40 protein-coding genes are annotated in these 24,945 nt (G+C 68.7%); 5 read left to right on the forward strand and 35 right to left on the reverse strand.

Translation table 11 applies throughout. From position 1 onward, the window contains the following. Positions 1–10 precede the first annotated feature (10 nt). The 35 genes from rpsK to rpsL form a co-directional block, all read right to left on the reverse strand. Complete coding sequence (gene rpsK / locus BN6_RS38260; RefSeq protein ID WP_015105236.1) at positions 11–418, reverse strand: 30S ribosomal protein S11; 408 nt, start codon at positions 416–418, stop codon at positions 11–13. Positions 419–452: 34 nt separating this feature from the next. Beyond that, complete coding sequence (gene rpsM, locus BN6_RS38265) at positions 453–833, reverse strand: 30S ribosomal protein S13 (RefSeq protein ID WP_015105237.1); 381 nt, start codon at positions 831–833, stop codon at positions 453–455. 218 nt (positions 834–1,051) lie between these two features. Next, positions 1,052–1,165, reverse strand: coding sequence for a 50S ribosomal protein L36 (gene rpmJ, locus BN6_RS38270; RefSeq protein WP_010148647.1), 114 nt, complete (start codon positions 1,163–1,165; stop codon positions 1,052–1,054). A gap of 58 nt (positions 1,166–1,223) precedes the next feature. Continuing rightward, positions 1,224–1,445 (reverse strand): translation initiation factor IF-1, encoded by a 222-nt coding sequence (infA, locus tag BN6_RS38275; RefSeq protein WP_005166804.1) that lies wholly within the window; start codon positions 1,443–1,445, stop codon positions 1,224–1,226. A gap of 412 nt (positions 1,446–1,857) precedes the next feature. Beyond that, the gene (locus BN6_RS47175) at positions 1,858–2,202 is read right to left on the reverse strand and encodes a DUF1707 SHOCT-like domain-containing protein (protein WP_015105239.1); all 345 of its coding nucleotides are present in this window, start codon (positions 2,200–2,202) and stop codon (positions 1,858–1,860) included. After that, a complete protein-coding gene (locus BN6_RS38285; protein ID WP_148303170.1) occupies positions 2,199–2,645 on the reverse strand; it encodes a DUF1707 SHOCT-like domain-containing protein in 447 nt (148 codons plus the stop codon). The genes BN6_RS47175 and BN6_RS38285 overlap by 4 nt, the downstream gene beginning before the upstream one ends. A 76-nt stretch (positions 2,646–2,721) precedes the next feature. Then, positions 2,722–3,495: a type I methionyl aminopeptidase gene (gene map / locus BN6_RS38290; protein ID WP_041319406.1), complete on the reverse strand. Its 774-nt coding sequence runs from the start codon at positions 3,493–3,495 to the stop codon at positions 2,722–2,724. 50 nt (positions 3,496–3,545) lie between these two features. Then, positions 3,546–4,097: an adenylate kinase gene (locus BN6_RS38295; protein WP_015105242.1), complete on the reverse strand. Its 552-nt coding sequence runs from the start codon at positions 4,095–4,097 to the stop codon at positions 3,546–3,548. Continuing rightward, entirely contained in the window at positions 4,097–5,407 is a 1,311-nt protein-coding gene (gene secY / locus BN6_RS38300) for a preprotein translocase subunit SecY (protein ID WP_041319408.1), read from the reverse strand. Before secY ends, BN6_RS38295 begins: the two co-directional genes overlap by 1 nt. 308 nt (positions 5,408–5,715) lie before the next feature. Next, positions 5,716–6,321, reverse strand: coding sequence for a LysE family translocator (locus BN6_RS38305; RefSeq protein ID WP_041315551.1), 606 nt, complete (start codon positions 6,319–6,321; stop codon positions 5,716–5,718). 778 nt (positions 6,322–7,099) lie between these two features. Beyond that, complete coding sequence (rplO, locus tag BN6_RS38310) at positions 7,100–7,543, reverse strand: 50S ribosomal protein L15 (protein WP_015105245.1); 444 nt, start codon at positions 7,541–7,543, stop codon at positions 7,100–7,102. Continuing rightward, a complete protein-coding gene (gene rpmD, locus BN6_RS38315) occupies positions 7,540–7,725 on the reverse strand; it encodes a 50S ribosomal protein L30 (RefSeq protein ID WP_015105246.1) in 186 nt (61 codons plus the stop codon). The genes rplO and rpmD overlap by 4 nt, the downstream gene beginning before the upstream one ends. A 3-nt stretch (positions 7,726–7,728) precedes the next feature. Continuing rightward, on the reverse strand, positions 7,729–8,334 hold the full coding sequence (gene rpsE, locus BN6_RS38320) for a 30S ribosomal protein S5 (RefSeq protein ID WP_015105247.1): 606 nt from the start codon (positions 8,332–8,334) through the stop codon (positions 7,729–7,731). A gap of 34 nt (positions 8,335–8,368) precedes the next feature. Next, complete coding sequence (gene rplR, locus BN6_RS38325; protein ID WP_015105248.1) at positions 8,369–8,782, reverse strand: 50S ribosomal protein L18; 414 nt, start codon at positions 8,780–8,782, stop codon at positions 8,369–8,371. Position 8,783: 1 nt separating this feature from the next. Then, positions 8,784–9,323, reverse strand: coding sequence for a 50S ribosomal protein L6 (rplF, locus tag BN6_RS38330; RefSeq protein WP_015105249.1), 540 nt, complete (start codon positions 9,321–9,323; stop codon positions 8,784–8,786). A 16-nt stretch (positions 9,324–9,339) separates the two neighbouring features. After that, on the reverse strand, positions 9,340–9,738 hold the full coding sequence (gene rpsH, locus BN6_RS38335) for a 30S ribosomal protein S8 (protein WP_015105250.1): 399 nt from the start codon (positions 9,736–9,738) through the stop codon (positions 9,340–9,342). A gap of 128 nt (positions 9,739–9,866) precedes the next feature. Further along, complete coding sequence (locus BN6_RS38340; RefSeq protein ID WP_015105251.1) at positions 9,867–10,052, reverse strand: type Z 30S ribosomal protein S14; 186 nt, start codon at positions 10,050–10,052, stop codon at positions 9,867–9,869. A 2-nt stretch (positions 10,053–10,054) separates the two neighbouring features. Beyond that, entirely contained in the window at positions 10,055–10,618 is a 564-nt protein-coding gene (gene rplE, locus BN6_RS38345; protein WP_015105252.1) for a 50S ribosomal protein L5, read from the reverse strand. Further along, positions 10,618–10,932 (reverse strand): 50S ribosomal protein L24, encoded by a 315-nt coding sequence (gene rplX, locus BN6_RS38350; protein ID WP_015105253.1) that lies wholly within the window; start codon positions 10,930–10,932, stop codon positions 10,618–10,620. Before rplX ends, rplE begins: the two co-directional genes overlap by 1 nt. Before the next feature lie 2 nt (positions 10,933–10,934). Beyond that, complete coding sequence (gene rplN, locus BN6_RS38355; protein ID WP_015105254.1) at positions 10,935–11,303, reverse strand: 50S ribosomal protein L14; 369 nt, start codon at positions 11,301–11,303, stop codon at positions 10,935–10,937. 66 nt (positions 11,304–11,369) lie between these two features. Then, on the reverse strand, positions 11,370–11,654 hold the full coding sequence (gene rpsQ, locus BN6_RS38360) for a 30S ribosomal protein S17 (protein ID WP_015105255.1): 285 nt from the start codon (positions 11,652–11,654) through the stop codon (positions 11,370–11,372). Next, positions 11,651–11,899, reverse strand: a complete 249-nt coding sequence (gene rpmC, locus BN6_RS38365) for a 50S ribosomal protein L29 (RefSeq protein WP_015105256.1) — start codon at positions 11,897–11,899, stop codon at positions 11,651–11,653. The genes rpsQ and rpmC overlap by 4 nt, the downstream gene beginning before the upstream one ends. After that, positions 11,899–12,318, reverse strand: coding sequence for a 50S ribosomal protein L16 (rplP, locus tag BN6_RS38370; RefSeq protein ID WP_015105257.1), 420 nt, complete (start codon positions 12,316–12,318; stop codon positions 11,899–11,901). Before rplP ends, rpmC begins: the two co-directional genes overlap by 1 nt. A 3-nt stretch (positions 12,319–12,321) precedes the next feature. Continuing rightward, a complete protein-coding gene (gene rpsC, locus BN6_RS38375) occupies positions 12,322–13,143 on the reverse strand; it encodes a 30S ribosomal protein S3 (protein ID WP_015105258.1) in 822 nt (273 codons plus the stop codon). Then, positions 13,143–13,562, reverse strand: coding sequence for a 50S ribosomal protein L22 (gene rplV, locus BN6_RS38380; RefSeq protein ID WP_015105259.1), 420 nt, complete (start codon positions 13,560–13,562; stop codon positions 13,143–13,145). Before rplV ends, rpsC begins: the two co-directional genes overlap by 1 nt. Before the next feature lie 36 nt (positions 13,563–13,598). Next, positions 13,599–13,880, reverse strand: a complete 282-nt coding sequence (gene rpsS, locus BN6_RS38385; RefSeq protein ID WP_015105260.1) for a 30S ribosomal protein S19 — start codon at positions 13,878–13,880, stop codon at positions 13,599–13,601. An 18-nt stretch (positions 13,881–13,898) separates the two neighbouring features. Further along, entirely contained in the window at positions 13,899–14,735 is an 837-nt protein-coding gene (gene rplB / locus BN6_RS38390) for a 50S ribosomal protein L2 (protein ID WP_015105261.1), read from the reverse strand. A gap of 22 nt (positions 14,736–14,757) precedes the next feature. After that, complete coding sequence (gene rplW / locus BN6_RS38395; RefSeq protein ID WP_015105262.1) at positions 14,758–15,057, reverse strand: 50S ribosomal protein L23; 300 nt, start codon at positions 15,055–15,057, stop codon at positions 14,758–14,760. Next, positions 15,054–15,740 (reverse strand): 50S ribosomal protein L4, encoded by a 687-nt coding sequence (gene rplD / locus BN6_RS38400; RefSeq protein WP_015105263.1) that lies wholly within the window; start codon positions 15,738–15,740, stop codon positions 15,054–15,056. Before rplD ends, rplW begins: the two co-directional genes overlap by 4 nt. A 2-nt stretch (positions 15,741–15,742) precedes the next feature. Beyond that, a complete protein-coding gene (rplC, locus tag BN6_RS38405; RefSeq protein WP_015105264.1) occupies positions 15,743–16,393 on the reverse strand; it encodes a 50S ribosomal protein L3 in 651 nt (216 codons plus the stop codon). A 28-nt stretch (positions 16,394–16,421) separates the two neighbouring features. After that, on the reverse strand, positions 16,422–16,727 hold the full coding sequence (gene rpsJ / locus BN6_RS38410; RefSeq protein WP_003938093.1) for a 30S ribosomal protein S10: 306 nt from the start codon (positions 16,725–16,727) through the stop codon (positions 16,422–16,424). A gap of 329 nt (positions 16,728–17,056) precedes the next feature. Beyond that, on the reverse strand, positions 17,057–18,250 hold the full coding sequence (gene tuf, locus BN6_RS38415; protein ID WP_015105265.1) for an elongation factor Tu: 1,194 nt from the start codon (positions 18,248–18,250) through the stop codon (positions 17,057–17,059). A gap of 137 nt (positions 18,251–18,387) precedes the next feature. Next, on the reverse strand, positions 18,388–20,490 hold the full coding sequence (gene fusA / locus BN6_RS38420) for an elongation factor G (protein ID WP_015105266.1): 2,103 nt from the start codon (positions 20,488–20,490) through the stop codon (positions 18,388–18,390). A 99-nt stretch (positions 20,491–20,589) separates the two neighbouring features. Further along, the gene (gene rpsG / locus BN6_RS38425) at positions 20,590–21,060 is read right to left on the reverse strand and encodes a 30S ribosomal protein S7 (RefSeq protein WP_015105267.1); all 471 of its coding nucleotides are present in this window, start codon (positions 21,058–21,060) and stop codon (positions 20,590–20,592) included. Continuing rightward, positions 21,060–21,434, reverse strand: a complete 375-nt coding sequence (gene rpsL, locus BN6_RS38430; protein WP_030473471.1) for a 30S ribosomal protein S12 — start codon at positions 21,432–21,434, stop codon at positions 21,060–21,062. The genes rpsG and rpsL overlap by 1 nt, the downstream gene beginning before the upstream one ends. A gap of 403 nt (positions 21,435–21,837) precedes the next feature. Here rpsL and BN6_RS38435 point away from each other — a divergent pair, with 403 nt between their 5' ends. From BN6_RS38435 to BN6_RS38455, 5 genes are all read left to right on the forward strand, one after another. After that, entirely contained in the window at positions 21,838–22,317 is a 480-nt protein-coding gene (locus tag BN6_RS38435) for an LppU/SCO3897 family protein (protein WP_148303171.1), read from the forward strand. Between the two features lie 189 nt (positions 22,318–22,506). After that, the gene (locus BN6_RS38440; RefSeq protein ID WP_015105270.1) at positions 22,507–23,376 is read left to right on the forward strand and encodes an aminoglycoside phosphotransferase family protein; all 870 of its coding nucleotides are present in this window, start codon (positions 22,507–22,509) and stop codon (positions 23,374–23,376) included. A 38-nt stretch (positions 23,377–23,414) separates the two neighbouring features. Further along, positions 23,415–23,711 (forward strand): TFIIB-type zinc ribbon-containing protein, encoded by a 297-nt coding sequence (locus BN6_RS38445; protein ID WP_015105271.1) that lies wholly within the window; start codon positions 23,415–23,417, stop codon positions 23,709–23,711. 193 nt (positions 23,712–23,904) lie between these two features. Further along, on the forward strand, positions 23,905–24,351 hold the full coding sequence (locus BN6_RS38450) for a hypothetical protein (RefSeq protein ID WP_015105272.1): 447 nt from the start codon (positions 23,905–23,907) through the stop codon (positions 24,349–24,351). Next, positions 24,348–24,782 carry a hypothetical protein gene (locus BN6_RS38455; RefSeq protein WP_015105273.1) on the forward strand — a complete coding sequence of 145 codons (435 nt, stop codon included), beginning with the start codon at positions 24,348–24,350 and terminating at the stop codon, positions 24,780–24,782. Before BN6_RS38450 ends, BN6_RS38455 begins: the two co-directional genes overlap by 4 nt. The last annotated feature ends 163 nt before the right edge of the window (positions 24,783–24,945 follow it).

Here is a 24,945-nt window from a genome sequence, read left to right on the forward strand (position 1 = left end):
TCCCCGTGCCTCAGACCCGGCGCCGCTTGGGCGGGCGGCAGCCGTTGTGGGGCTGCGGGGTCACGTCCTGGATGGTGCCGACCTCGAGGCCGGCGGCCTGCAGCGAACGGATCGCGGTCTCGCGGCCGGAGCCGGGACCCTTCACGAACACGTCCACCTTGCGCATGCCGTGCTCGGCGGCCTTGCGGGCGGCGTTCTCGGCGGCCATCTGCGCCGCGAACGGCGTCGACTTGCGCGAGCCCTTGAAGCCCACGTGGCCGGCGGACGCCCAGCTGATCACGTTGCCCAGCGGGTCCGTGATGGACACGATGGTGTTGTTGAACGTGCTCTTGATGTGCGCCTGGCCGTGCGAGACGTTCTTCTTTTCCTTGCGCCGGACCTTCTTGACCCCGGCGCCCGTGCGGGACTTGGGTGGCATCTCTGGGTGATCTCCTACTTAAGTTCGCGAGGTCTTACTTCTTGCCGGCCTTCTTCTTGCCCGCCACGGTCTTCTTCGGACCCTTACGAGTGCGCGCGTTCGTCTTGGTGCGCTGCCCGCGGACGGGCAGGTTGCGACGGTGGCGCAGACCCTCGTAGCAGCCGATTTCCATCTTGCGGCGGATGTCGGCCTGAACCTCACGGCGGAGGTCACCCTCGACCTTGAAGTGGTTCTCGATGTACTCCCGCAACTTCGCGAGGTCTTCGTCACCCAGGTCCTTGACACGCAGGTCAGGGGAGATCTCGGTGGCGGTCAGCAGCTCCTTCGAGCGCGTGCGACCAATGCCGAAGATGTAGGTGAGCGCGATCTCCATCCGCTTCTCGCGGGGGAGGTCGACGCCAGCGAGTCGTGCCATACGGCGCTTGCTCCTGTCGGTGTCGCTCCAGGTCTGCTCCTCGCCCGATTCCGGGACTGACTCGCTGTGTCAGTTCCGCCCGCTCTCACGGTCGGTGTCCCGGCCCCGGCCTGGAGTCCGGGGGTGCGCCCGCGCGCGACGGTGCGCGCGTGGGCAGGTGCGAAGAGGCTTGCTGTTGTCGCGTCGGGTGAGGACCGCGACGGAGTGCTAGGCGTTGATCAGCCCTGGCGCTGCTTGTGGCGCAGGTTCTCGCAGATCACCATGACCCGGCCGTGACGGCGGATCACCTTGCACTTGTCGCAGATCTTCTTGACGCTCGGCTGGACCTTCACGCCTGAGCTCTCCTGCTGCTAGCCAGGTGTCCCCGAGGCATCGTGAACACCGTGGAGGTCACTTGTAGCGGTAGACGATGCGCCCGCGGGACAGGTCGTAGGGCGAGAGCTCCACGACTACCCGGTCCTCGGGGAGGATACGGATGTAGTGCTGACGCATCTTGCCGCTGATGTGTGCCAGGACCTTGTGCCCGTTCTCCAACTCGACGCGGAACATCGCGTTGGGGAGCGGCTCGACTACGCGGCCCTCGACCTCAATGGCCCCGTCCTTCTTGCCCATGTCCTCCGCGTTTCGTGACGGTGGGTACTTCCTCTTGGGGGTGCGGGCACGCATGACCCCGACTCCTTCAAGGCCCTTGCGAACCCTGCCGGCCGCGACGAGAACGTCACAGGCATGGCGGAACCGGCGCTACGTGTGCGCCACCCGTCCATAGTACGCGCGTCTGCGGGTAACCCCAAATCGCCCCTGCTGGCGACCGGTTCACCGTGCTCTGAGGGTGTCCGTGCGGGGTGTCACGCCTGGTCCGTGCGGTGTGCGGCGGTGTGCGGCGGCAGCCTTGTGTTCACACGATGGGGTGACGGGGTGCGCTGCGGGGTCGCGGGACGTACGGGCGGACGTCGGTCGGCACGGGCGCATCGCAGGGTGGCGGCGTGGCGTGGCGGCGGGCGTGGCGTCTGGGCGGGCGGGCAGCTCAAGGGAGGACGAGCAGGAGGAGGCCCCAGAAGAGGAGCCACACCCACCAGGGGTGGAGGGCTTCGCCGAGGCTCAGGCTGATGATCGCCCACACCAGGAAGTTGACCGAGAGGACGGTCAGGAACAGCGCGTACATCCGCCGCTTGGACCGGCGGGCGGGTGGGGCGGGGGCGGCGTCCTGGGGCAGGTCCGCGGTGAGCGCGGCCAGTTCGGCGTAGCTGTCCGCCGCCGCGACCAGGTGGATGCGCTGCTCGTACTCGGCCTCGGTCAGCCTGCCGTCCGCTCTCGCCTGGGCCAGTTCCCGGGCGATGAGCGCGCGGTCGTTGCGCTGGAAGTCCGTCACTTGTCCCGGCCGAGCGCGAGCCAGACCACGCCCAGGACCGAGCCGGTCGGCAGCGCCACCCACAGGAACCACGGGTGCACGAAGCCCGCGCCGCCGAGCAGGCTCACCAGCAGCCACAGGGCGAAGTTCACCGCGCTGACGCTCAACCAGATGGTGGTGAGCACCCTCATCGCCGTCCGGCCGCCACCGCGCTTGGCCACGACCGGCAGCGGCGGGGTCGGCTGCCGCGGGACGGGGCTCTGGGTCAGCGCCGTCCGCGGCAGGTCGGCGGTCAGCAGGGCCAGGTCCCCGCGGGTCTTGGCCTGCCAGGCGCGCGACACCCGGAGGTCGAACTCCGCCAGGTCGAGGCTGCCGTCCGCGTGGGCCCGGTGCAGCCACTGCTGCACGAGTTCGCGTTCGGCGTCGGAGGCCCGCATGTCCTCGGGCCGCACAGGCTGCGTCACGCCCTCAATGGTGGCGTGATCTTCGCCCGACAAGAAGGGGGCTAACCCCACGCTTGCCCGTGGTGCCACCCCGACGTCAGTCCTCCAGCGCGGTGAGCACCCACGGACCGTCGGCCGTGATCGCCACGCTGTGCTCCCAGTGCGCGGCGCGCGAGCCGTCCGCGGTGATCACGGTCCAGCCGTCGTCCAGCTCCACGGTCCGCTCGCTGCCCAGGGTCAGCATGGGCTCGATCGCGATCGCCATGCCGGTCTTGAGCCGGGGGCCCTTGCCGGGCTTGCCGTAGTTCGGCAGGAACGGGTCCATGTGCATCTTGGTGCCGATGCCGTGGCCGCCGTAGCCGTCGACGATCCCGTACTCCACGCCGTCGCGCTCGCCGGCCAGGATGGTCGCCGACTCGATCGCGAAGGAGATGTCGCTGAGCCGCCCACCGGGCAGCGCGGCCTCGATCCCGGCCAGCATGGACGCGCGGGTGGCGTCGGACAGCTTGGCCTCGGCCTCGGTCACCGCGCCCACCGCGAGGGTGACCGCGGAGTCGCCGTGCCAGCCGTCCAGGATCGCGCCGCAGTCGATCGAGATCAGGTCGCCCTCGGCCAGGACCTGGGTCTTGCTCGGGATCCCGTGGACGACCTGCTCGTTGACGCTGGCGCAGATGCTCGCCGGGAACCCGTGGTAGCCCTTGAAGCTCGGCACCGCACCCGCGTCGCGGATGCTCTGCTCGGCCAGCTCGTCCAGTTCGGCGGTGCTCACACCGACCTTGGCGTGCTCGGTGAGCAGCGCCAAGGCCCGCGCCACGACCAGGCCGGCGGCCCGCATGGCCTCCAGCTGGCCGCGGCTCTTGATCTCGATCATGCGGTCGCGACCGCCGGGCAACGCGTTGCGCAGAGCATCGAGCAGTCCGTTCACTCGCTCGCGCGCAGCGCCTTGAGCGCGCGCTCGGTGATCTCGTCGACCGAGCCCACGGCGTCGATCGTCAGCAGGATGTCCCGGTAGTAGTCCAGCAGCGGGGCGGTCTCCGACCGGTAGACCTGCTGCCGGTGCCGGATCACGTCCTCCTTGTCGTCCTCCCGACCGCGCGCGAGCAGCCGGCCCACGACGACGTCCTCGGGGACGTCGAGTTCGAGGACGGCGTCCAGGCGTTGGTCGGTGGACGTCAGCAGGGCGGTGAGCACGTCGGCCTGGGCCGTGGTGCGCGGGAACCCGTCGAGCAGGAAACCGTTGCCGGTGTCCTCCTCGGCGAGCCGCTCGCGCACCATGTCGATGGTGACCGAGTCGGGCACCAGCTTGCCTTCGTCCAGGTACTTCTTGACTTCCCGGCCGAGCTCGGTCTGCCCGCTGATGTGGGCGCGGAAGAGGTCTCCGGTGGAGATGTGCGGCACGCCGAGCTGGGTGCTGAGGACCTGGGCCTGCGTGCCCTTGCCCGCTCCGGGCGGGCCGACGAGAACGAGTCGCACTAGCGGAGGAACCCTTCGTAATTGCGCTGCATGAGCTGGCTCTCGATCTGCTTCACAGTGTCGAGGCCGACGCCGACCATGATCAGCACCGCCGTACCGCCGAACGGGAAGTTCTGGTTCTGACCCTGGTCGGTGATGTCCAGGAAGAAGTTCGGCAGGATGGCGACGATGCCCAGGTAGATCGAGCCAGGCAGCGTGATCCGCCCCAGGACGAAGCGGAGGTACTCGGCGGTGGGTCGACCCGGTCGGATACCCGGGATGAACCCGCCGAACTTCTTCATCTCGTCCGCGCGCTCGTCCGGGTTGAACGTGATGCCGACGTAGAAGTACGTGAAGAAGACGATCAGCAGGAAGTACAGCGCGATGTGCACCGGGCTGGACTGGGACACCAGGTGCGTCGCGACGAAGGTCGCGAACCAGCCGGGCGCCGACCCGTCGGTCGAGGCGGTCAGCCGCGAGACCAGGTCGGGGAGGTAGAGCAGCGACGAGGCGAAGATGACCGGGATGACGCCGGCCTGGTTCACCTTGAGCGGCAGGTAGGTCGAGGTGCCGCCGTACATCCGGCGGCCGATCATGCGCTTGGCGTACTGCACCGGGATGCGGCGCTGGGCCTGCTCGACGTAGATGACGCTGGCGATGATGAGCAGCGCCGCCACGCAGACCAGGAAGAAGGTCAGGCCGCCGCGGCTCCAGATGATCTGGCCCTCGGCCGGGATGCGCGCCGCGATGCCGGTGAAGATCAGCAGCGACATGCCGTTGCCGATCCCCTTCTCGGTGATGATCTCACCGAGCCACATGATCACGCTGGTGCCGGCGGTCATGGTGACGACCAGGACGACCAGGTTCCACACGCTCTGGTCCGGGATGACCGGGACCTCGCAGTTGGCGAACAGCTGGCCGCGCACCGCGAGCGCGATGATGCCGGTCGACTGGAGCACCGCCAGCGCGATGGTCAGGTAGCGGGTGTACTGGGTCAGCTTGCCCTGACCCGCCTGACCTTCCTTCTTCAGCTGCTCGAACCGCGGGATGACCACGGTGAGGAGCTGGATGATGATGCTCGCGGTGATGTAGGGCATGATGCCCAGCGCGAAGATCGACAAGTTGAGGAGCGCGCCGCCGCTGAACAGGTTGATCAGCGAGTAGATGCCCTGCTGGTCGACCGAGTCGATGCACTGGCGGACGTTTTTGAAGGAGACGCCCGGCGCGGGCATGGTCGCGCCCAACCGGTACACCACGATGATCCCCAGCGTGAAGAGGATCTTCTTCCGTAGGTCCGGCGTCGCGAGAGCCGAGCGGAATGCGCCGAGCACGCGAACCTCCATCAGCGTTGCCGCCCCGCCGGGGTCGGCATCCTGCGGTACCGGCTGTGTTGCCGGCACAGTCTTGCGGGCACAGTCTTGCGTCTGTCCTAGCTGCGGTTCCACCGGCCCGGCCGGGCCGCCAGCCGGGGCTGGACCGTGACCGGTGGTGGCGGACGCGACGGGGTAGCCGCGACCGACCCGGAGGACATCCGGGTTCAGCCCGCGACTTTAACAGCCGCGAGGCTGATCGCCGTAGCCAGTCGTCCTTCACACTTCGTACTTGATCGACTACGCCGGTGCGCAAGCCCCCGAACGGATCAAGTTCGACCGGTCGCGCTGGTGGCGAGCAGACCCGCCATGCCGAGCAGCAGGGTGCCGGTGCCCTGGTCGAGCCGACGCCGGGCGCGGGCCGTCAGGTCGGCTCGTCGGATGATCGCGCCGATGGTCGCGCAACCCGCGCCGGCCGGCGTTTCCGCTGCCAGGTAGACGAGTCCGAGCATCGCGAGCTGCGCGGCGGGGTCGCCCCGGGCGGGGTCCACGAACTGCGGGACGAAGGCCGTGAAGATCAACAGCACCTTCGGGTTGGTGATCGCGGTGAGGAACTCCTCGCGGAGCGGGTGACCCGGTCTTGGTGCGGTTTCGCGGTGTGTAGGTGTGAAGAAGACGCGCGCGGCGAGGTAGGCGAGGTAGGCGACGCCCAGCCACTTGATCACGGTGAGGGCGGTGGTCGACGCGGCGAGGATCGGCCCGAGCCCGGCCACCACGGCGGCGATCATGATCGCGAACGCCGCCAACCGGCCGACGAGGGCGGTGATGGCCGTCCTGGGGCCGTGGTGCACGGCGTGGTGCGTGCCGAGGAGGTTGTTGGCCCCCGGAGTCAGAGCGACCAGCACGGCCGCTCCGAAGAAGACTGCCGGCCACATGTGGAGGACGGTAGTTCTTCAGCGTGGCGGAGCAAGCGGTTCGTCCGTGGTGGGGGGTGACGGGGAGTGGCGAGACTTGCCGGAGCTTCGCGCCTCACGGATGGGTGGTTACGCCCTGCGCGAACGGGGTCTCGAATGGGGGATTTCTGCGGGCCAGCCCTGCCGGCTCGGCCCTGCCCGGCCCGACGGGTCCCGAGGCCCGGCTCGCTGAGATCAGAGGGCGGGGGTTTCCGGGTCGGCGCGGTTGCGGGGTAGGCGGGGAGCGGCGAACCGGCGGGAGCGGCCGGGGCAGTGGAGGCACGGCGGCGGGGGCAAGACCGCTCCCCTGCGCTCCTGAGTTCCGGTCAGCGGGCCGGCTCAAGGACCGCTTCCGGGGTTTGTCGGTGGGGCGTGGGATAATGGTGATCGGGGGCCGGCGGCCGCGCCTGGGTGGCTTTGCGGGTGGGTTGACCTGGGGGAACAAGCTAAAAGTGTCCTCGCCGGACGGGCGAGCCGCCAAGGATGACGGCGGTGGTGCGGTGGGTGTCGTGTCATCCCCGTATGGCCCGGTCGGAGACAACCACCCTTGGGCAGTGAGGGCAAGCGAAGGGCGTGCTTGCCCTCACTGCCCAAGCGCGGTTCGCTGGCGCGCGGGCCATACGGGGATGACACGACGCGGCAGGTGGATTGTGCGCTGCGCGCACTGGTGGGTGCGGTGGCGGTGTGGGGGGTTCTTCTTTGTTGTGCGAAAGGCCCCCGAAGCGGGAGGCTTCGGGGGCCTTTCGGGTGTTGCTTGCGGTCAGAGCACCGTGTGGGTGCCGCCAGCCGCCGCGATCTTCTCGACGGCGCTGCCCGAGAACTTGTTGGCGACGACGTCCAGCTTGACGCCGTTCAGGTCGCCGTTGCCGAGGACCTTCACCAGCTCGTTCTTGCGCACCAGGCCCGCGTGGATCAGTGCGTCCACGTCGACCCGGCCACCGTCCGGGAACACCCGGGCCAGGTCGCCGACGTTCACGACCTGGTACTCGGTGCGGAACGGGTTGCGGAAGCCCTTGAGCTTCGGCAGGCGCATGTGCAGCGGCATCTGGCCACCTTCGAAGCGCGGGGAGACGTTCTTCCGCGCGCCGGTGCCCTTCGTGCCTCGACCGGCCGTCTTGCCCTTGGAGCCCTCACCGCGACCGACACGGGTCTTCGCGGTCTTGGCGCCGGGGGCCGGACGCAGGTCATGGATCTTGATGGTCACGACTGGACCTCCTCGACGACCACCAGGTGGCGCACGGCGTGGATCAGGCCGCGCACCTGCGGCGTGTCCTCACGGACCACCGACTGGCGGATCTTGCGCAACCCCAGAGTCCGCAGGGACTCGCGGTGGTTGTGCTTGGTACCGATGCTGCTCTTCACCTGGGTGACCTTGACCTGGGCCATGGATCACACCGCCCCTGCGCGAGCGCGGAGCATACCGGCGGGAGCGACGTCCTCCAGGGGGAGACCGCGGCGGGCCGCGACTTCCTCCGGACGCTGGAGACCCTTCAGGGCCGCCACGGTGGCGTGCACGATGTTGATCGCGTTGTCGGAGCCCAGCGACTTGCTCAGCACGTCGTGGACACCGGCGCACTCGAGCACCGCGCGGACCGCGCCACCGGCGATGACGCCGGTACCGGCCGAGGCCGGGCGGAGCAGGACGACGCCCGCCGCCTTCTCGCCCTGGACCGGGTGGGGGATCGTGCCCGCGATGCGGGGGACGCGGAAGAAGTTCTTCTTCGCCTCCTCCACACCCTTGGCGATCGCGGCCGGAACTTCCTTGGCCTTGCCGTAGCCGACACCGACCATGCCGTCGCCGTCGCCGACCACGACCAGAGCGGTGAAGCTGAAGCGACGACCACCCTTCACGACCTTGGAGACGCGGTTGATCGCAACCACGCGCTCCAGGTGCGGGGTCTTCTCCTGGGCCGCGCCGCCGCGGCCGCCGTCACGACGGTCGCGACGCTCTCCGCGCTCGCCCCCGCCGCCTTCGCGACGCGTGCGTCCTGGCATCAGGCGTCCCTCTCAATTCGGATGTTGTGCATTGTCAGAACTCCAGCCCTGCCTCGCGGGCGGCGTCGGCCAGGGCGGCGATCCGGCCGTGGTACCCGTTACCACCGCGGTCGAAGACGACCTTGGTGATGCCGGCGTCCTTGGCACGGGCCGCGGCGAGCTGGCCCACCTTCGCGGCGCGGGCCTTCTTGTCGCCCTCCACCGCGCGGACGTCCGCCTCGACCGAGGAGGCGGCCGCCAGGGTGTGGCCGGCGAGGTCGTCGATGATCTGCACGGTGATGTGCTTCGACGACCGGTGCACGACCAGGCGCGGACGCTCGGCGGTGCCGCTGACCTTCTTGCGCAGGCGGAAGTGACGGCGGGTCTTGGCGATGCGGCGGGTGGTCGAGATGTCCTTGCCCACCGGCTTGCGCCGAGAAGAGGACGGCACGGTTGCAGTCTCGCTCATGTCACTTACCCGTCTTTCCGACCTTGCGGCGGATCTTCTCGCCTGCGTAACGCACACCCTTGCCCTTGTACGGGTCGGGCTTGCGCAGCTTGCGGATGTTCGCGGCGACCTCGCCCACGAGCTGCTTGTCGATGCCCGACACGGAGAACCGGGTCGGGGTCTCCACCGCGAAGGTGATGCCCGCGGGGGCCTCGACCTTCACCGGGTGGCTGTAGCCGAGCGCGAACTCCAGGTCGGAGCCCTTCAGCGCGACGCGGTAGCCGACCCCGTGGATTTCCATCTTCTTCTCGTAGCCCTGGGTCACGCCGATGACCATGTTCTGCACCAGGGTGCGGGACAGGCCGTGGAGCGAACGGCTGCGACGCTCGTCGTTGGGACGCTTCACCTCGAGGGTGCCGTCCTCGACCTTCTCGATGATGATCGGCTCAGCGATGGTCAGCGAGAGGGTGCCCTTGGGCCCCTTCACGTTGACGTCCTGGCCCGCGATGTTCACGTCGACCCCGGAAGGGACGGTGATCGGCAGCTTTCCGATGCGCGACATACCTAATCCCCCTTCCTCACCAGACGTAGGCGAGGACTTCTCCGCCCACGCCCTGCTTGTTGGCCTGACGGTCGGTCAGCAGACCGCCAGAGGTCGAGATGATCGCCACGCCCAGGCCACCGAGGACCTTCGGCAGGTTGGTCGACTTCGCGTACACCCGGAGACCGGGCTTGGACACGCGACGCAGACCGGCGATGCTGCGCTCCCGGTTCGGGCCGTACTTCAGCTCGACCACCAGGTTCTTCGCAACGTCGCCCTGCTCATCGCGGTAGCTCGCGATGTAGCCCTCGCGCTTGAGGATCTCGGCGATGTTGGCCTTCAACTTCGAGTGCGGCATCACGACCTTGTCGTGGTAAGCCGAGTTCGCGTTCCGCAGACGCGTCAACATGTCTGCGATCGGGTCGGTCATCGTCATGGTGACCTGGTCAACCTTTCTCGCTGCGGTTCCCCAGTCAGGGTCCGAGCCGGCCTTGCGGCCGGCTGGTCGTGAGCGGGCCTACAGCGAAGTGGAGTTCAGAAAAGAGGTGTGCCGCCGGGCTGGTGCTACCAGCTCGACTTGCTCACACCGGGGAGCTCGCCGCGGTGGGCCATCTCGCGCAGGCAGATCCGGCACAGGCCGAACTTGCGGAACACCGAGTGCGGACGACCGCAACGCTGGCAGCGGGTGTAACCCCGCACCTTGAACTTCGGCTTGGCCGCGGCCTTGTTGACCAGCGCCTTCTTGGCCATTCTCAGTTCTCCTTGAACGGGAAGCCCAGGAGCTTCAGCAGCGCCCGGCCCTCGTCGTCGTTGGTCGCGGTCGTCACCACGGTGATGTCCATACCACGGGGACGGTCGATCGCGTCCGGGTCGATCTCGTGGAACATCGACTGCTCGTTGAGACCGAACGTGTAGTTGCCGTTGCCGTCGAACTGCTTCGGCGACAGGCCGCGGAAGTCACGGATACGCGGCAGCGCGATGGTCAGCAGCCGGTCCAGGAACTCCCACATGCGGTCGCCGCGCAGCGTGACGCGCGCGCCGATCGGCATGCCCTCGCGGAGCTTGAACTGCGCGATGGACTTGCGAGCCTTGCGGACCTCGGGACGCTGGCCGGTGATGATCGACAGGTCCTTGACGGCACCCTCGATCAGCTTGCCGTCGCGGGCGGCGTCGCCGACACCCATGTTGACGACGACCTTCACCACGCCGGGCGTCTGCATGACGTTGGCGTACTCGAACTGCTTGCGCAGCTCCGCGGCGATCTCCTCGCGGTAGCGCGTCTTCAGCCGAGGCGTGATCTTCTCAACCGTGGTCATCAGATGTCCTTCCCGTTACGACGGGAAACGCGGACTCGCTTGCCCTCGTCGTTCGTCCGGTAGCCCACGCGGGTCGGCTTGCCGTCGGAGTCGACCACCATCACGTTGGACACGTGGATGGAGGCCTCCTGGGTCACGATGCCACCCGACTGCGCACCGCGCTGGGTCTGCGTGATCCGGGTGTGCTTCTTGATCCGGTTGACGCCCTCGACCAGGACGCGGTCGGTGGCGGGGTAGGCCTGGATGACCTTGCCGCGCGCACCCTTGTCCTTACCGGCGATGACGACGACCGTGTCGCCCTTCTTCACCTTCATGGTCAGAGCACCTCCGGGGCCAACGAGATGATCTTCATGAACTTCTTGTCGCGCAGCTCGCGGCCCACCGGGCCGAAGATGCGCGTGCCGCGCGGCTCGTTGTCGTTCTTGATGAGCACCGCGGCGTTCTCGTCGAACCGGATGTAAGAGCCGTCGGGACGGCGCTTCTCCTTGACGGTGCGGACGATGACGGCCTTGACCACATCGCCCTTCTTCACGTTCGCACCGGGGATGGCCTGCTTCACCGTGGCGACGATGATGTCCCCGATACCCGCGTAGCGGCGGCCCGAGCCACCGAGAACACGGATGCAGAGGATCTCCTTCGCACCGGTGTTGTCGGCGACGCGCAGCCGCGACTCCTGCTGGATCACTTACCTACTCCTTGACCATTCCTGGCCCGTCAGATTTCCGACCTGGCGGGCTCGGTCGCTTGGGTTTTACTTGGCCTTCTCGAGGATCTCGACGAGGCGCCAGCGCTTGGTGGCCGACAGCGGCCGGGTCTCCATGAGCAGGACGCGGTCGCCGACGCCGGCGGTGTTCTGCTCGTCGTGCGCCTTCACCTTGGTGGTGGAGCGCAGGACCTTGGCGTACCGGCGGTGCTTCTTCCGGTCCTCCAGCGCGACGACGATCGTCTTGTCCATCTTGTCGGACACGACGTAGCCCTCGCGGACCTTGCGGTCGTTGCGAGTCTGGGTCTCAGTCACTTCAGCGTTCTCGCTCATGCGGCACCTTCACCAGTGGAAACAGCGTCGGGAGAGGTCGACAGACCCAGCTCCCGCTCCCGCATCACGGTGTAGATCCGGGCGATCTCGTGCCGGACCGTGCGGAGCCGGCGGTTGTTGTCCAGCTGCCCGGTGGCCATCTGGAAGCGGAGGTTGAACAGCTCCTCCTTCGCCTCCCTCAGGCGCAGCACGAGCTCTTCCTCGGTGAGCTCACGCACCTCGGAGGCGGTAGTACCCGCTGCCATCAGAACTCACCACCCTCACGCGTAACGATGCGGCACTTCATCGGGAGCTTGTGGATCGCGCGGCGAAGGGCCTCGCGAGCCACCGTCTCGTTCGGGAAGCTCATCTCGAAGAGCACCCGACCCGGCTTGACGTTGGCGACCCACCACTCCGGCGAACCCTTGCCGGAACCCATGCGGGTCTCGGCCGGCTTCTTGGTCAGCGGGCGGTCCGGGAAGATGTTGATCCAGACCTTGCCACCGCGGCGGATGTGCCGCGTGATCGCGATACGAGCCGACTCGATCTGCCGGTTGGTCACGTAAGCCGGCTCCAGGGCCTGGATGCCGAACTCACCGAAGGTGACCCTCGTGCCGCCCTTGGCAGCACCGGACCGACCGGGGTGGTGCTGCTTGCGGTGCTTAACCCTGCGCGGGATGAGCACGACTCAGCCCTCCGTCTTCTCTTCGGTCGCGACCGGAGCGTCCGTGGCCTCGGCCGCTGCGCGGCCGGCCTCGGTGCTCGTCGCCGTGGTGCCGCTGGCGCCCGAACGACGCGCCCGGTTCGGGCGGTCGCCGCGGTCGCGCCGCGGGGCCCGCTCGGCCGAGGGCGCGGCGTCGCGCTCGCGCTTGGCGTTGATGCCGCCGACCACGTCACCCTTGTAGATCCACACCTTCACGCCGATCCGGCCGAACGTGGTGCGGGCCTCGAAGAAGCCGTAGTCGATGTCGGCGCGAAGCGTGTGCAGCGGCACGCGGCCGTCGCGGTAGTGCTCCGAACGGGACATCTCGGCGCCGCCCAGGCGGCCACCGCACTGCACGCGGATGCCCTTCACCTGCGGCGAGCGCATGGCCGACTGGATGGCCTTGCGCATCGCACGGCGGAACGCCACGCGGTTGGACAGCTGCTCCGCCACGCCCTGCGCGACGAGCTGCGCGTCCGACTCGGGGCTCTTCACCTCGAGGATGTTGAGCTGCACCTGCTTCTTGGTGAGCTTCTCCAGCTCACCGCGGATGCGGTCGGCCTCCGCGCCGCGACGGCCGATGACGATGCCCGGCCGGGCGGTGTGGATGTCGACGCGAACCCGGTCGCGGGTCCGCTCGATCTCCACCTTGGAGATGCCGGCCCGCTCCATGCCCTTCGAGAGCAGCTTGCGGATCTTGACATCCTCGGCCACGTACTCGGCGTACTGCTTGTCGGCGTACCAGCGGGACTTCCAGTCGGTGGTGATCCCGAGTCGGAAGCCGTGTGGGTTGATCTTCTGGCCCACTACCGAGCCCCCTTCCTGGAGTCTGCGCCGGCCTTCGCGCTGGTCTTCTTGGGACGGCTCTCCACCTCGACGGTGATGTGGCTCGTCCGCTTGCGGATCCGGTACGCACGGCCCTGTGCCCGGGGGCGGAACCGCTTGAGGGTCGGACCCTCGTCCACGTAGACCTTCGACACCCACAGGGTGTCGGGGTCCAGGGACAGGTTGTTCTCGGCGTTGGCCACGGCGCTCGCGAGCACCTTGCGGACCGGCTCACTTGCCGCCTGAGGCGCGAACTGGAGCACGGCCAAGGCTTCGCTGGCGCTACGGCCCCTGATGAGCTCGACGACGCGGCGCACCTTCATCGGCGTGTCGCGGACGTAGCGAGCCCGAGCCACGGCGCGCGGGAACTCCGGCGCTTCGGCTTCGTTACGGGCGTTCATCGCTGCTTCCCCTTGCTCTTCCTCTAGTTCGTCGCCCTAGCGGCGGCGCGACTTCCGGTCGTCCTTGATGTGGCCCTTGAACGTGCGGGTCGGCGCGAACTCGCCGAGCTTGTGCCCGACCATCGCCTCCGTCACGAACACCGGCACGTGCTTGCGGCCGTCGTGCACCGCGATCGTGTGGCCCAGCATGTCGGGGATGATCGTCGACCGGCGGGACCAGGTCTTGATCACGGTCTTCTTGCCCGACTCGTTGAGCACGTCCACCTTCTTGAGCAGGTGGTCGTCCACGAAGGGGCCCTTCTTAAGGCTCCGAGGCATCCTTCACTCCCTCCCTGCTCAGCGCTTCTTACCGGTGCGACGACGCCGGACGATGAGCTTGTCGCTTGGCTTCTTGCGGCGGCGAGTACGGCCTTCCGGCTTACCTGCCGGGTTCACCGGGTGGCGACCACCGGAGGTCTTGCCCTCACCACCACCGTGCGGGTGGTCGACCGGGTTCATGGCCACACCGCGGACGGTGGGCTTGCGGCCCTTCCAGCGCATCCGGCCGGCCTTGCCCCAGTTGATGTTCTGGTGCTCGGCGTTGCCGACCTCGCCGACCGTGGCGCGGCAGCGCACGTCCACGTTGCGGATCTCGCCCGAGGGCATCCGCAGCTGGGCGTACGGGCCGTCCTTGGCCACGAGCTGCACGCTGGCGCCGGCCGACCGCGCGATCTTCGCGCCGCCGCCGGGGCGGAGCTCGATCGCGTGGATCACCGTGCCGACCGGGATGTTGCGCAGCGGCAGGTTGTTGCCCGGCTTGATGTCGGCCTTGGGGCCGTTCTCGATCCGGTCACCCTGCTGGAGCTTGGCCGGGGCGATGATGTAGCGCTTCTCGCCGTCGACGTAGTGCAGCAGCGCGATGCGGGCGGTCCGGTTGGGGTCGTACTCGATGTGAGCGACCTTGGCCGGGATGCCGTCCTTGTCCGTGCGGCGGAAGTCGATCAGGCGGTAGGCCCGCTTGTGGCCGCCACCCTTGTGCCGCGTCGTGATCTTGCCCGACGCGTTGCGGCCACCACGGCCGTGCAGCGGGCGGACCAGCGACTTCTCCGGCGTCGTCCGAGTGATCTCGGCGAAGTCGGAGACGCTCGCACCGCGACGACCGGGGGTCGTCGGCTTGTACTTGCGAATGCCCATCTCTACGCAGTCCTCGTCGTCATCAGGCGGCCGGGCCGCCGAAGATCTCGATCGGCTTGCTCTCGGCGGACAGCGTCACGATGGCGCGCTTGGTGTCCTTGCGCTTGCCGAAGCCCGTCCGGGTGCGCTTGCGCTTGCCCTGGCGGTTGATCGTGTTGACGCTGACGACCTTGACGCCGAAGACCTTCTCCACGGCAATCTTGATCTGGGTCTTGTTCGAGCCGGGGGCCACCACGAAGGTGTACTTGTTCTCCTCCAGGAGCCCGTAGGACTTCTCGGAGATGACCGGCGCGAGCAGGATGTCCCTGTGGTCGGGGATCACTTCTCGTCCTCCACTTCGGACGAACCGGCGACCGCCTCGGCCGAGCCCTTGCCCTGCTGGGCCTTGCTCGCCAGGAACACGTCCAGAGCGTCCTTGGTGAACACCACGTCGTCGTTGACGAGCACGTCGTAGGTGTTCAGCTGGTCCGGGGCGATGATGTGCACGTGCGTGAGGTTGCGCAGGCTGACCCACGACACTTCCTCGGTGCGCAGCAGCACGACCAGCACCCGACGGGCCTCGGTCACCGACTCCAGGACCTTGCGGGCGGTCTTCGTCGACGGGGTGTCACCCGAGACGAAGCCGCTCACCACGTGGACCTGGCCGGCGCGCGCCCGGTCGGAGAGGGCACCGCGCAGGGCGGCGGCCTTCATCTTCTTGGGGGTGCGCTGGCTGTAGTCGCGCGGCTGGGGGCCGTGCACGACGCCACCACCGGCGAACTGGGGCGCGCGGGTCGAACCCTGGCGGGCCCGGCCGGTGCCCTTCTGCCGATACGGCTTCTTGCCACCGCCGGACACCTCGCCGCGGGTCTTCGTGGAGTGCGTGCCCTGGCGGGCCGCGGCCAACTGGGCCACGACGACCTGGTGCAGCAGGGCCACGTTCGCCTGCGCGTCGAAGACGGACGGGGGCAGCTCGACGTTGCCGTCGGTCTTGCCGTCCGGGGTGCGGACCTCAACGGACGTCATGATCAGGCACCACCCTTCGCAGCGGTCTTGACGAACACGGTGCCGCCCTTGGGACCGGGCACCGCGCCCTTGATGAGCAGCAGGCCCGACTCGACGTCGACCCGGTGCACCTTCAAGTTCTGGGTGGTCACGCGCACGTGGCCCATGCGGCCCGCCATGCGCAGGCCCTTGAACACGCGGCCGGGCGTGGCGCAGCCACCGATGGAGCCGGGCGAGCGGTGCTTGCGCTGCGTGCCGTGGCTCGCGCCCAGGCCGTGGAAGCCGTGCCGCTTCATGACACCAGCGGTGCCCTTGCCCTTGCTCGTGCCGACCACGTCGACCACCACGCCGGCCTCGAAGACCTCGGCGGTGATTTCCTGGCCGACCTGGTACTCGGACGCGTCCGTGGTGCGCAGCTCCGCCAACTGCCGGCGGGGCGTGACGCCCGCCTTGGCGTAGTGGCCCGCGACGGGCTTCTTGACCTTGCGCGGGTCGATCGCGCCGAAGGCCAACTGCACGGCCGAGTAGCCGTCGTTCTCCTGGGTCCGGATCTGGGTGACCACGTTCGGCTCTGCCTTGACGACGGTGACCGGCACGATCCGGTTGTTCTCGTCGAAGACCTGAGTCATTCCGAGCTTGGTGCCCAGGAGGCCCTTAACCTGCCTGTCAGACATTGGTCTCGTTACTCTCCGCGTCCAACGCTTACTGGATGTTGACGTCGACGCTCGCCGGCAGGTCGATGCGCATGAGCGCGTCCACCGTCTTCGGCGTCGGGTCGAGGATGTCGATCAGACGCTTGTGCGTGCGCATCTCGAAGTGCTCGCGCGAGTCCTTGTACTTGTGCGGCGAGCGGATGACGCAGTAGACGTTCTTCTCAGTGGGCAGCGGCACAGGCCCGACGACCCGAGCGCCGGTGCGCGTCACGGTCTCGACGATCTTGCGCGCAGACGCGTCGATCGCCTCGTGGTCGTAGGCCTTGAGCCGGATGCGGATCTTCTGTCCCGCCATGATGGCTTGCCGTTCCTCTGCTTCTCGATACCGCTGCGGTGCGGGCAACCGGAATGAGGCCGCGAAGCCTCCGGCGCGTACCGCCCCCTATTCAGGACTGACACCTCAGCGGTGTCACGGTGCCCGGTCCACGCGGTCGGGCGTGTCGCGCCCTTGGCCACAGACCGGTCCCACTGATGAAACCTTGTGGGATTTGTCGTGCTGTTCGATCCCCTCGTGACGGAGCGGCCGGGTTCCGATGGAACCGGCCGCCCCGTGACGAGCAACCCGTCAATGGTCGCACACCGGGGTGCGCAGACCAAATCGGGGGTCGAGAAACTAGAGCGAGGTCACTTGAGGATCTTGGTGACCGAGCCCGCGCCGACCGTGCGGCCACCCTCGCGGATGGCGAACCGCAGGCCCTCGTCCATGGCGATCGGCTGGATCAGCTTCACGGCCATGGTCGTGGTGTCGCCCGGCATGACCATCTCGGTGCCCTCGGGGAGGGTCACGACGCCGGTCACGTCGGTGGTGCGGAAGTAGAACTGCGGGCGGTAGTTGTTGAAGAACGGCGTGTGGCGGCCGCCCTCGTCCTTCGACAGGATGTAGACCTGCGCGTCGAACTCGGTGTGCGGGGTCGTGGTGCCCGGCTTCACGATGACCATGCCGCGCTCCACCTCCTCGCGCTTCACGCCACGCAGCAGCAGGGCGGCGTTGTCGCCGGCCTGGCCCTCGTCGAGGAACTTCTTGAACATCTCGATCGAGGTGACCGTGGTCTTCTTCGAGGTCTCCTTGATGCCGACGATCTCGACCTCTTCGTTGACCTTGACGATGCCGCGCTCGATACGACCGGTGACCACGGTGCCGCGGCCGGTGATCGTGAACACGTCCTCGACCGGCATCAGGAACGGCCGGTCGACCTCGCGCTCGGGCTCCGGGATGTTCTCGTCCACGGCGGCCATCAGGCCGAGGAGCGCCTTGCCCCACTCGGCGTCGCCCTCGAGCGCCTTCAGCGCCGAGACGCGCACGACCGGCAGGTCGTCGCCCGGGAACTCGTACTCGGAGAGCAGCTCGCGGACCTCGAGCTCGACGAGCTCCAGGATCTCCTCGTCGTCCACCATGTCGGCCTTGTTCAGGGCCACCACGATGTAGGGCACGCCGACCTGGCGGGCCAGGAGCACGTGCTCCTTGGTCTGCGGCATCGGGCCGTCGGTCGCCGCGACCACCAGGATGGCGCCGTCCATCTGCGCCGCACCGGTGATCATGTTCTTGATGTAGTCGGCGTGACCGGGGCAGTCGACGTGCGCGTAGTGCCGGTTCGCGGTCTGGTACTCGATGTGCGCGATCGAGATCGTGATACCGCGCTGCTTCTCCTCCGGCGCCTTGTCGATCTGGTCGAACGGCGTGAAGGGGTTCAGGTCCGGGAACTCGTCGTGCAGGACCTTGGAGATCGCTGCGGTCAGCGTCGTCTTGCCATGGTCGATGTGACCGATGGTGCCGATGTTGACGTGCGGCTTCGTCCGCTCGAACTTCGCCTTCGCCACTGGATTGTCCTCCTGGACTTCTATTGCTTAGCCCGACGGGTGAGTTGCCACCCGCCGGGCGTCACGTCAAGGGTTGTGCGGACCCCAGGGACGAGACCCCGGAGAGCCCGCGTGGTGCTGCGGTGCTCCGGTTGGGGTTACTCGCCCGTCGCCTTCGCGATGATCTCCTTGGCGACGTTCGCGGGAACCTCGGCGTAGGAGTCAAAGGTCATCGAGTAGTTCGCGCGACCCTGGGTCCTGGACCGCAGGTCGCCGACATACCCGAACATCTCCGACAGCGGGACCAGTGCCTTCACGACACGGGCACCGCTGCGCTCCTCCATGGCCTGGATCTGGCCACGGCGGGAGTTCAGGTCGCCGATCACGTCGCCCATGTAGTCCTCGGGCGTGGTGACCTCGACGGCCATCAGCGGTTCGAGGATCGCCGGGCTCGCCTGGCGGGCGGCCTCCTTGAGCGCCATGGAACCGGCGATCTTGAAGGCCATTTCCGACGAGTCGACCTCGTGGTAGGCGCCGTCGAGCAGCGTCAGCTTCACGCCCACCAGCGGGTAGCCGGCCAGCACGCCGTACTGCATGGCGTCCTGCGCGCCCGCGTCGACCGACGGGATGTACTCCCGCGGGATGCGGCCACCGGTGACCCCGTTGACGAACTCGTAGAGGGCGCCGTCTTCCTTCTTCTCCAGCGGCTCCAGGTCGATCAGGACCTTGGCGAACTGGCCGGAACCACCGGTCTGCTTCTTGTGCGTGTAGGAGTACTTCTCCACCTTGCGGCGGATCGTCTCCCGGTACGCGACCTGGGGCTTGCCGATGTTCGCCTCGACCTTGAACTCGCGGCGCATGCGGTCCACCAGGATGTCCAGGTGGAGCTCGCCCATGCCGGCGATGATGGTCTGGCCCGTCTCCTGGTCGAGGTTGACCCGGAACGTCGGGTCCTCCTCGGCCAGCTTCTGGATCGCGGTGCCCAGCTTCTCCTGGTCCGCCTTGGTCTTCGGCTCGATCGCCACCTGGATGACCGGCTCCGGGAACGTCATCGACTCCAGCACGATGGGGTGCTGGGGGTCGCAGAGCGTCTCACCGGTGGTCGTGTCCTTCAGGCCGATCACGGCGTAGATGTGGCCCGCGATGGCCTCGTCGACCGGGTTCTCCTTGTTGGCGTGCATCTGGAAGATCTTCCCGATGCGCTCCTTGCGGTCCTTGGTCGAGTTGATGACCTGGGAGCTCGCCGCGACCCGACCCGAGTACACCCGGATGTAGGTCAGCTTGCCGAAGAACGGGTGCGACGCGATCTTGAACGCCAGGGCCGCGAACGGCTCCTCGACGGAGGGCTTGCGGAAGGCCGGCGTCTCGCCGTCCTGCAGCGTGCCCTCGACCGGCGGGAGGTCGAGCGGGGCCGGCAGGTAGTCGATGACCGCGTCGAGCATGGGCTGGACGCCCTTGTTCTTGAACGCGGAACCGCACAGCACCGGGTAGGCGCTGCGGTTCTTCACGATCGCGCGGATGCCGGTCTTGATCTGCTCCGTGGTCAGCTCTTCGCCGCCCAGGTAGAGCTCCATCAGGGCGTCGTCGGTCTCCGCGACGGCCTCGACCAGCTGCTCGCGGAACTCCTGCGCCTTGTCGACGAGGTCGGCCGGGATGTCCTCGACCGTGTAGTCCTCACCCTTCTGGACCTCACCGCGCCAGGTCAGCGCGCGCATCTCGACCAGGTCGACCACGCCGATGAAGTCGCTCTCCGCTCCGATCGGGATCTGGATCGGCAGCGGCTTCGCGCCCAGGCGCTCCTGGATGGTGCGCACGGTGAAGTAGAAGTCGGCGCCCAGCTTGTCCATCTTGTTGACGAAGCAGATGCGCGGGACGTCGTACTTGGTGGCCTGCCGCCAGACCTGCTCGGACTGCGGCTCGACACCTTCCTTGCCGTCGAACACCGCGACCGCGCCGTCGAGCACGCGGAGGTTGCGCTCCACCTCGACGGTGAAGTCCACGTGACCGGGCGTGTCGATGATGTTGATCTGGTGGTTCTTCCAGAAGCAGGTCGTCGCGGCCGACGTGATCGTGATGCCGCGCTCCTGCTCCTGCTCCATCCAGTCCATCACGGCCGCGCCGTCGTGGACCTCGCCGATCTTGTAGCTGATCCCGGTGTAGAACAGGATCCGCTCGGTCGTCGTGGTCTTGCCCGCGTCGATGTGGGCCATGATCCCGATGTTGCGGACCTTGGCCAGGTCGGTGAGCACATCCTGTGCCACGGGTGTTTCCCCTGTCTTGAGCTCGCAGGCTCACTAGGGCCGGGAGAGCCCGGCGGGCGGTTCGCAAGTGGATCTTCCGGACGCCCGCCGGGCGTCACATCACCAGCGGTAGTGGGCGAAGGCCTTGTTCGACTCGGCCATCTTGTGGGTGTCCTCGCGGCGCTTGACGCTCGCGCCCAGGCCGTTGCTCGCGTCGAGCAGCTCGTTCATCAGGCGCTCGACCATGGTCTTCTCGCGGCGCTGCCGGGAGTAGGTGATCAGCCAGCGCAGCGCCAGCGTGGTCGAGCGACCGGGCTTGACCTCGATCGGCACCTGGTAGGTCGCACCACCGACGCGGCGGCTCTTGACCTCCAGGGCGGGCTTGACGTTGTCGAGCGCGCGCTTGAGCGTCACCACGGGGTCGGTGCCGTTCTTGTCGCGGGCGCCTTCGAGGGCGCGGTACACGATCCGCTCGGCCACGGAGCGCTTGCCGTCGACCAGCACCTTGTTGATGAGCTGCGTCACCAGCGGAGAGCTGTAGACCGGGTCGGTGATCAACGGCCGCTTCGGGGCCGGTCCCTTGCGGGGCATCAGCTCTTCTCCTTCTTCGCGCCGTAACGGCTACGGGCCTGCTTGCGGTTCTTCACGCCCTGCGTGTCGAGGGAACCGCGGATGATCTTGTACCGGACGCCGGGGAGGTCCTTCACACGACCGCCGCGCACGAGCACCATCGAGTGCTCCTGGAGGTTGTGACCCTCACCCGGGATGTAGGCCGTGACCTCGATGCCGCTGGTCAGCTTCACGCGAGCGACCTTGCGGAGCGCCGAGTTGGGCTTCTTGGGCGTGGTCGTGTAGACGCGGGTGCACACACCGCGCCGCTGCGGGCTGCCCTTGAGCGCCGCGGTCTTCTGCTTCGCGACCTTGTCCTGCCGGCCCTTTCGGACCAACTGCTGGATCGTTGGCATTCGCCGACTGCTTCTTCCGTTCGAGTGCCCGCCGCCTTGCCGACGTCGAGCACTGGTTACCTGGTCCCTCTCTGCACCCGAGGTCGGGCGTGTCGCGCCCGTAGACCTCAGGTCCGCAGGCAACATCCCAGGATGCCCCTACGAGTGGAGGTCACCGCGGCCGGCTGTCCAGCACCACTGGCGCGTAGGCACGCGGAGCGGCCCGACATGGGTCGGGCACGAGTACCAAAGATACCCCGGCCGGTTCCCACTGGTCAAAACGGGGGGTCGCACGACCCGACCGGACCCGCGCGGGTACCCGGCGGTTCACCTGCCGTTTCCTTCCAACACCGTCGACCTGCGCGGAATTCCCCGCCGGGGACCACCTCCGGCCCGGTTCCGGGCGGCGGTCACACTGGTGCGCGTGGACCCCGTCACGCCCGGCCCCGACCCGCTGCGCCGCCGCAAGGTGGCGACCGTCCTGGTGATCGCCTCGGTGGTGGTGCTGGTCCTCGGCGCGGGCGTGGTGTTCGTGCTCGGCCGGACGTCGAACCCGGCGGCGGGCGACTGCGTGGTCACCTCCGGCGGACCGTCGAACGCGATGGCGGTGCGGAAGATCGACTGCGGCGCGCCCGAGGCGACCTACCGGGTGTCGTCCGGCCCGTGCCCGGAGGGCGACCACCTGACCGCCGGGGACCTCTGCCTGGCGCTGGACGTGGCGCCCGGCGACTGCCTCAAACCCGTTGAGTACCAGGGTGTTTCGGCGTTCCACAGGTGGCCGTGCGACCAGGCCGACGTGCGGCGGGTGACCCGGGTCGCCGACACGGCCGACCGCGGCGGCTGCGACGGCGGGCCGGCCCACGTCTACGCCACTCCCCCGCGAACCGTGTGCCTCGACCGGTGAGCCGTGCACGCGATTGGACCCGCGAGCCGCGCGTGTGTGGACGGGTGAGCCGCGCGTGAACGGACGGGCCATTTGTGCGCACGCTTGGACCTGCGGGCCGCGCGTGCATGTCGGACCGGCGAGCCGGGCGTGCTGGGGCAGGTGAGCCGTGCGCGTACTGGGCCGGTGGGGCGGGAGCACACTGATCGGGTGAACTCGGATCTCGTCGCGGGCATGGCCGCGCTGGTCGCGGCGGACGTACCGGCCGAAGTGCTCGCGGTGCGCGGGGACGTCGTGGTGGTGCGGGTGGGCGACGTGGTGCTGAAGGCCCACGAGCGCGGCACCGACCGCGCGGTGCTCGCCGCCCGGCTCCGGGTTGCCGGCGACCCACGTCTGGGTGAACTCCTGCTGGCACCCGCCGGTCCGCCGGCGGAGGTGCTGGGGCGGGTGGTCACGGCGTGGCCGCTGGGCGTTCCGGTGCCGCAGGACGTCGACGCGCTGCCGCTGGAGGCCGCCGGGCGGCTGCTGGCCGACCTGCACCGGTTCGGGCGGGCGGACTTCGCCGGGCCGGTACCGCCCGCCGGCGCGCGCCCCCGGATGGAGCGGGCGGTGCACGACCTGCCGGCCGGTCCCCGGTCGGCGGTGGTGCGGCAGGCGTTCGACACGCTCGTGCCGGTGCTCGGGGACGCCGACGGCGACACCCTCATCCACGGCGACTGGCACCTCGGCCAGCTGGTCGAGCACGGCGGCTGGCGGCTGATCGACGTGGACGATCTGGGGCTGGGCGACCCGGCGTGGGACCTGGCCCGGCCCGCCGCGCTGTTCGCCGCCGGCGTGCTGGACCCGGAGTCGTGGAGCCGCCTGCTGGACGCCTACCTCGACGCCGGCGGGACGGCCGTCGAGCGCGCCGACCCGTGGGCCCGGCTGGAGGTGCCGGCGCGGGCGCTGGTGGTGCAGATGGCAGCGCGTGCGCTCTCGGCTGCGGAGCGCGACGACAAACCGCTCACCGAGGCACAAGAGGCACTGCTCGACGCCTGTGCTCGGATCGTGTCGGAACACGAACCCATTCCGCGCGGCTAATATCGCGCGTATCGCACCGAGAGCAGGAGGCTCACACGATGCAGTGTCCCAAGTGTCATGCGAACATGCGCACCTTCGACCGCATGGGTGTACACATCGAGCAGTGCGACGGCTGCCGCGGCGTCTTCCTGGACTACGGCGAGCTGGAGGCCATCACCCGGTTGGAGACCCAGATGGCCGCGCCGCCGCCCCCGCCGCCCGTCGCGCCGGCTCCCGCCCAGGTGCACTACGTGCAGCCGGTGCAGCAGCCGGGCTGGGGCGCGCAGCCGCACTACGGCCACGGTTACGGCCACCGCAAGCACCGCGGTCTCGGCGGGCTGTTCTTCTCGTCCTGAGCCGGCCCGCGATCTGATCCGGTCCGCGCTGTGCGTCGGTCCGTGATTTGAGTCGGTCGTCGAGCCGGTCCCGGCAGGGCCGGGCCCGGTTTCGCCGACCCCGCCGCGGCCGCCGTGGTGCGGTCCCGGCGCGCCGACTGTTGCGACTACCGAAAAACTGGGTGATACTCGGTAGTGACTGAGGGAGGTCGCCATGTCGGTCGCGACGGAGGCCGCGCTGATCCGGGATCTCTTCGACCAGATCGAGGAGATCGAGGAGGTCGCCTCCAGCCTGTCGGAGGACGACGAACGGCGGCACAAGCTCGACGGCGTGGTGGCGCGCGCGCTGCGCAAAGCCCCGCCGGTCCGGCCCGTGGTGGCCGGTGAACTGCTCGACCTGACCGAGAAGACGGTCAAGGCGTGGGCCCGGGAAGGCGTGCTGGCGATCCACAGCCGGGAACCCAGGATGCTCCTGGACACCGTGCGGCTGCACGAGGTGCTGCACCTGGTGGCGGAGCTGCGCCGGGCCGGCCGCACCCGCGGCCTGCTGGACGAGGTGCACCGCCGGTTGAGCGACCGGGCCCTGCTCGACCGCGAGGACCTGGCGACGAGCCTGGCGCAGTTGCGCCGGGGCGAAGGACGGGTAGTCCGCTCAGCTTGATCACCGTCGTGGAGACGCCGCTGGCCGGCGTCCAGTCCGCCCACCTGCGCGGCCCCGCCCGCCAGGCGTACGACCGCTTCCTGGACGAACTCGCGCACAGCGGCTGCGCCGCGCTCGGCTACCGGGTGACCGGGCCGGAGCCGCTGCCCCGCCTGTGCGTGAAGCACCTGCGCGGCACGGACCGGGTGATCGTGGCGTTCCCGGACCCGGCGACGGCCTGGGTGCTGCTGGTCGGCACGCACGAGGACGACCCGGGCCGCAACCTGTACGACGCGCTGTACGAGCTGGCGGGCGTCCGGCCCCGGCTCAACGAGCGCCGCACCAAGCCGCCGTGCTGCGCGGACGGCACTCCCCCGGCGGCCGACGCCGACCTGGTGGACGAACTCGTGGCCAGGGCCCGCGCGTTGGCGAAGTCCCGCCGGAGGCCGTGACCCGACGCCCGGTCCGGCTGTGGACCGGGCGCGTCGGATGCCTGGCCGGGTTGCCGGATGCGGGGCCGGGCTCACGGGTGCGTGGCAGGGCTCGTGGGTGCGGAAGCCGGGGCTGGTTCGGCCGTTTCCGGCTGACGGCGGTTCGTGGTGGTGCGGCGGGGGT

This window comes from Saccharothrix espanaensis DSM 44229 (assembly GCF_000328705.1).
GTDB lineage: Bacteria > Actinomycetota > Actinomycetes > Mycobacteriales > Pseudonocardiaceae > Actinosynnema > Actinosynnema espanaense.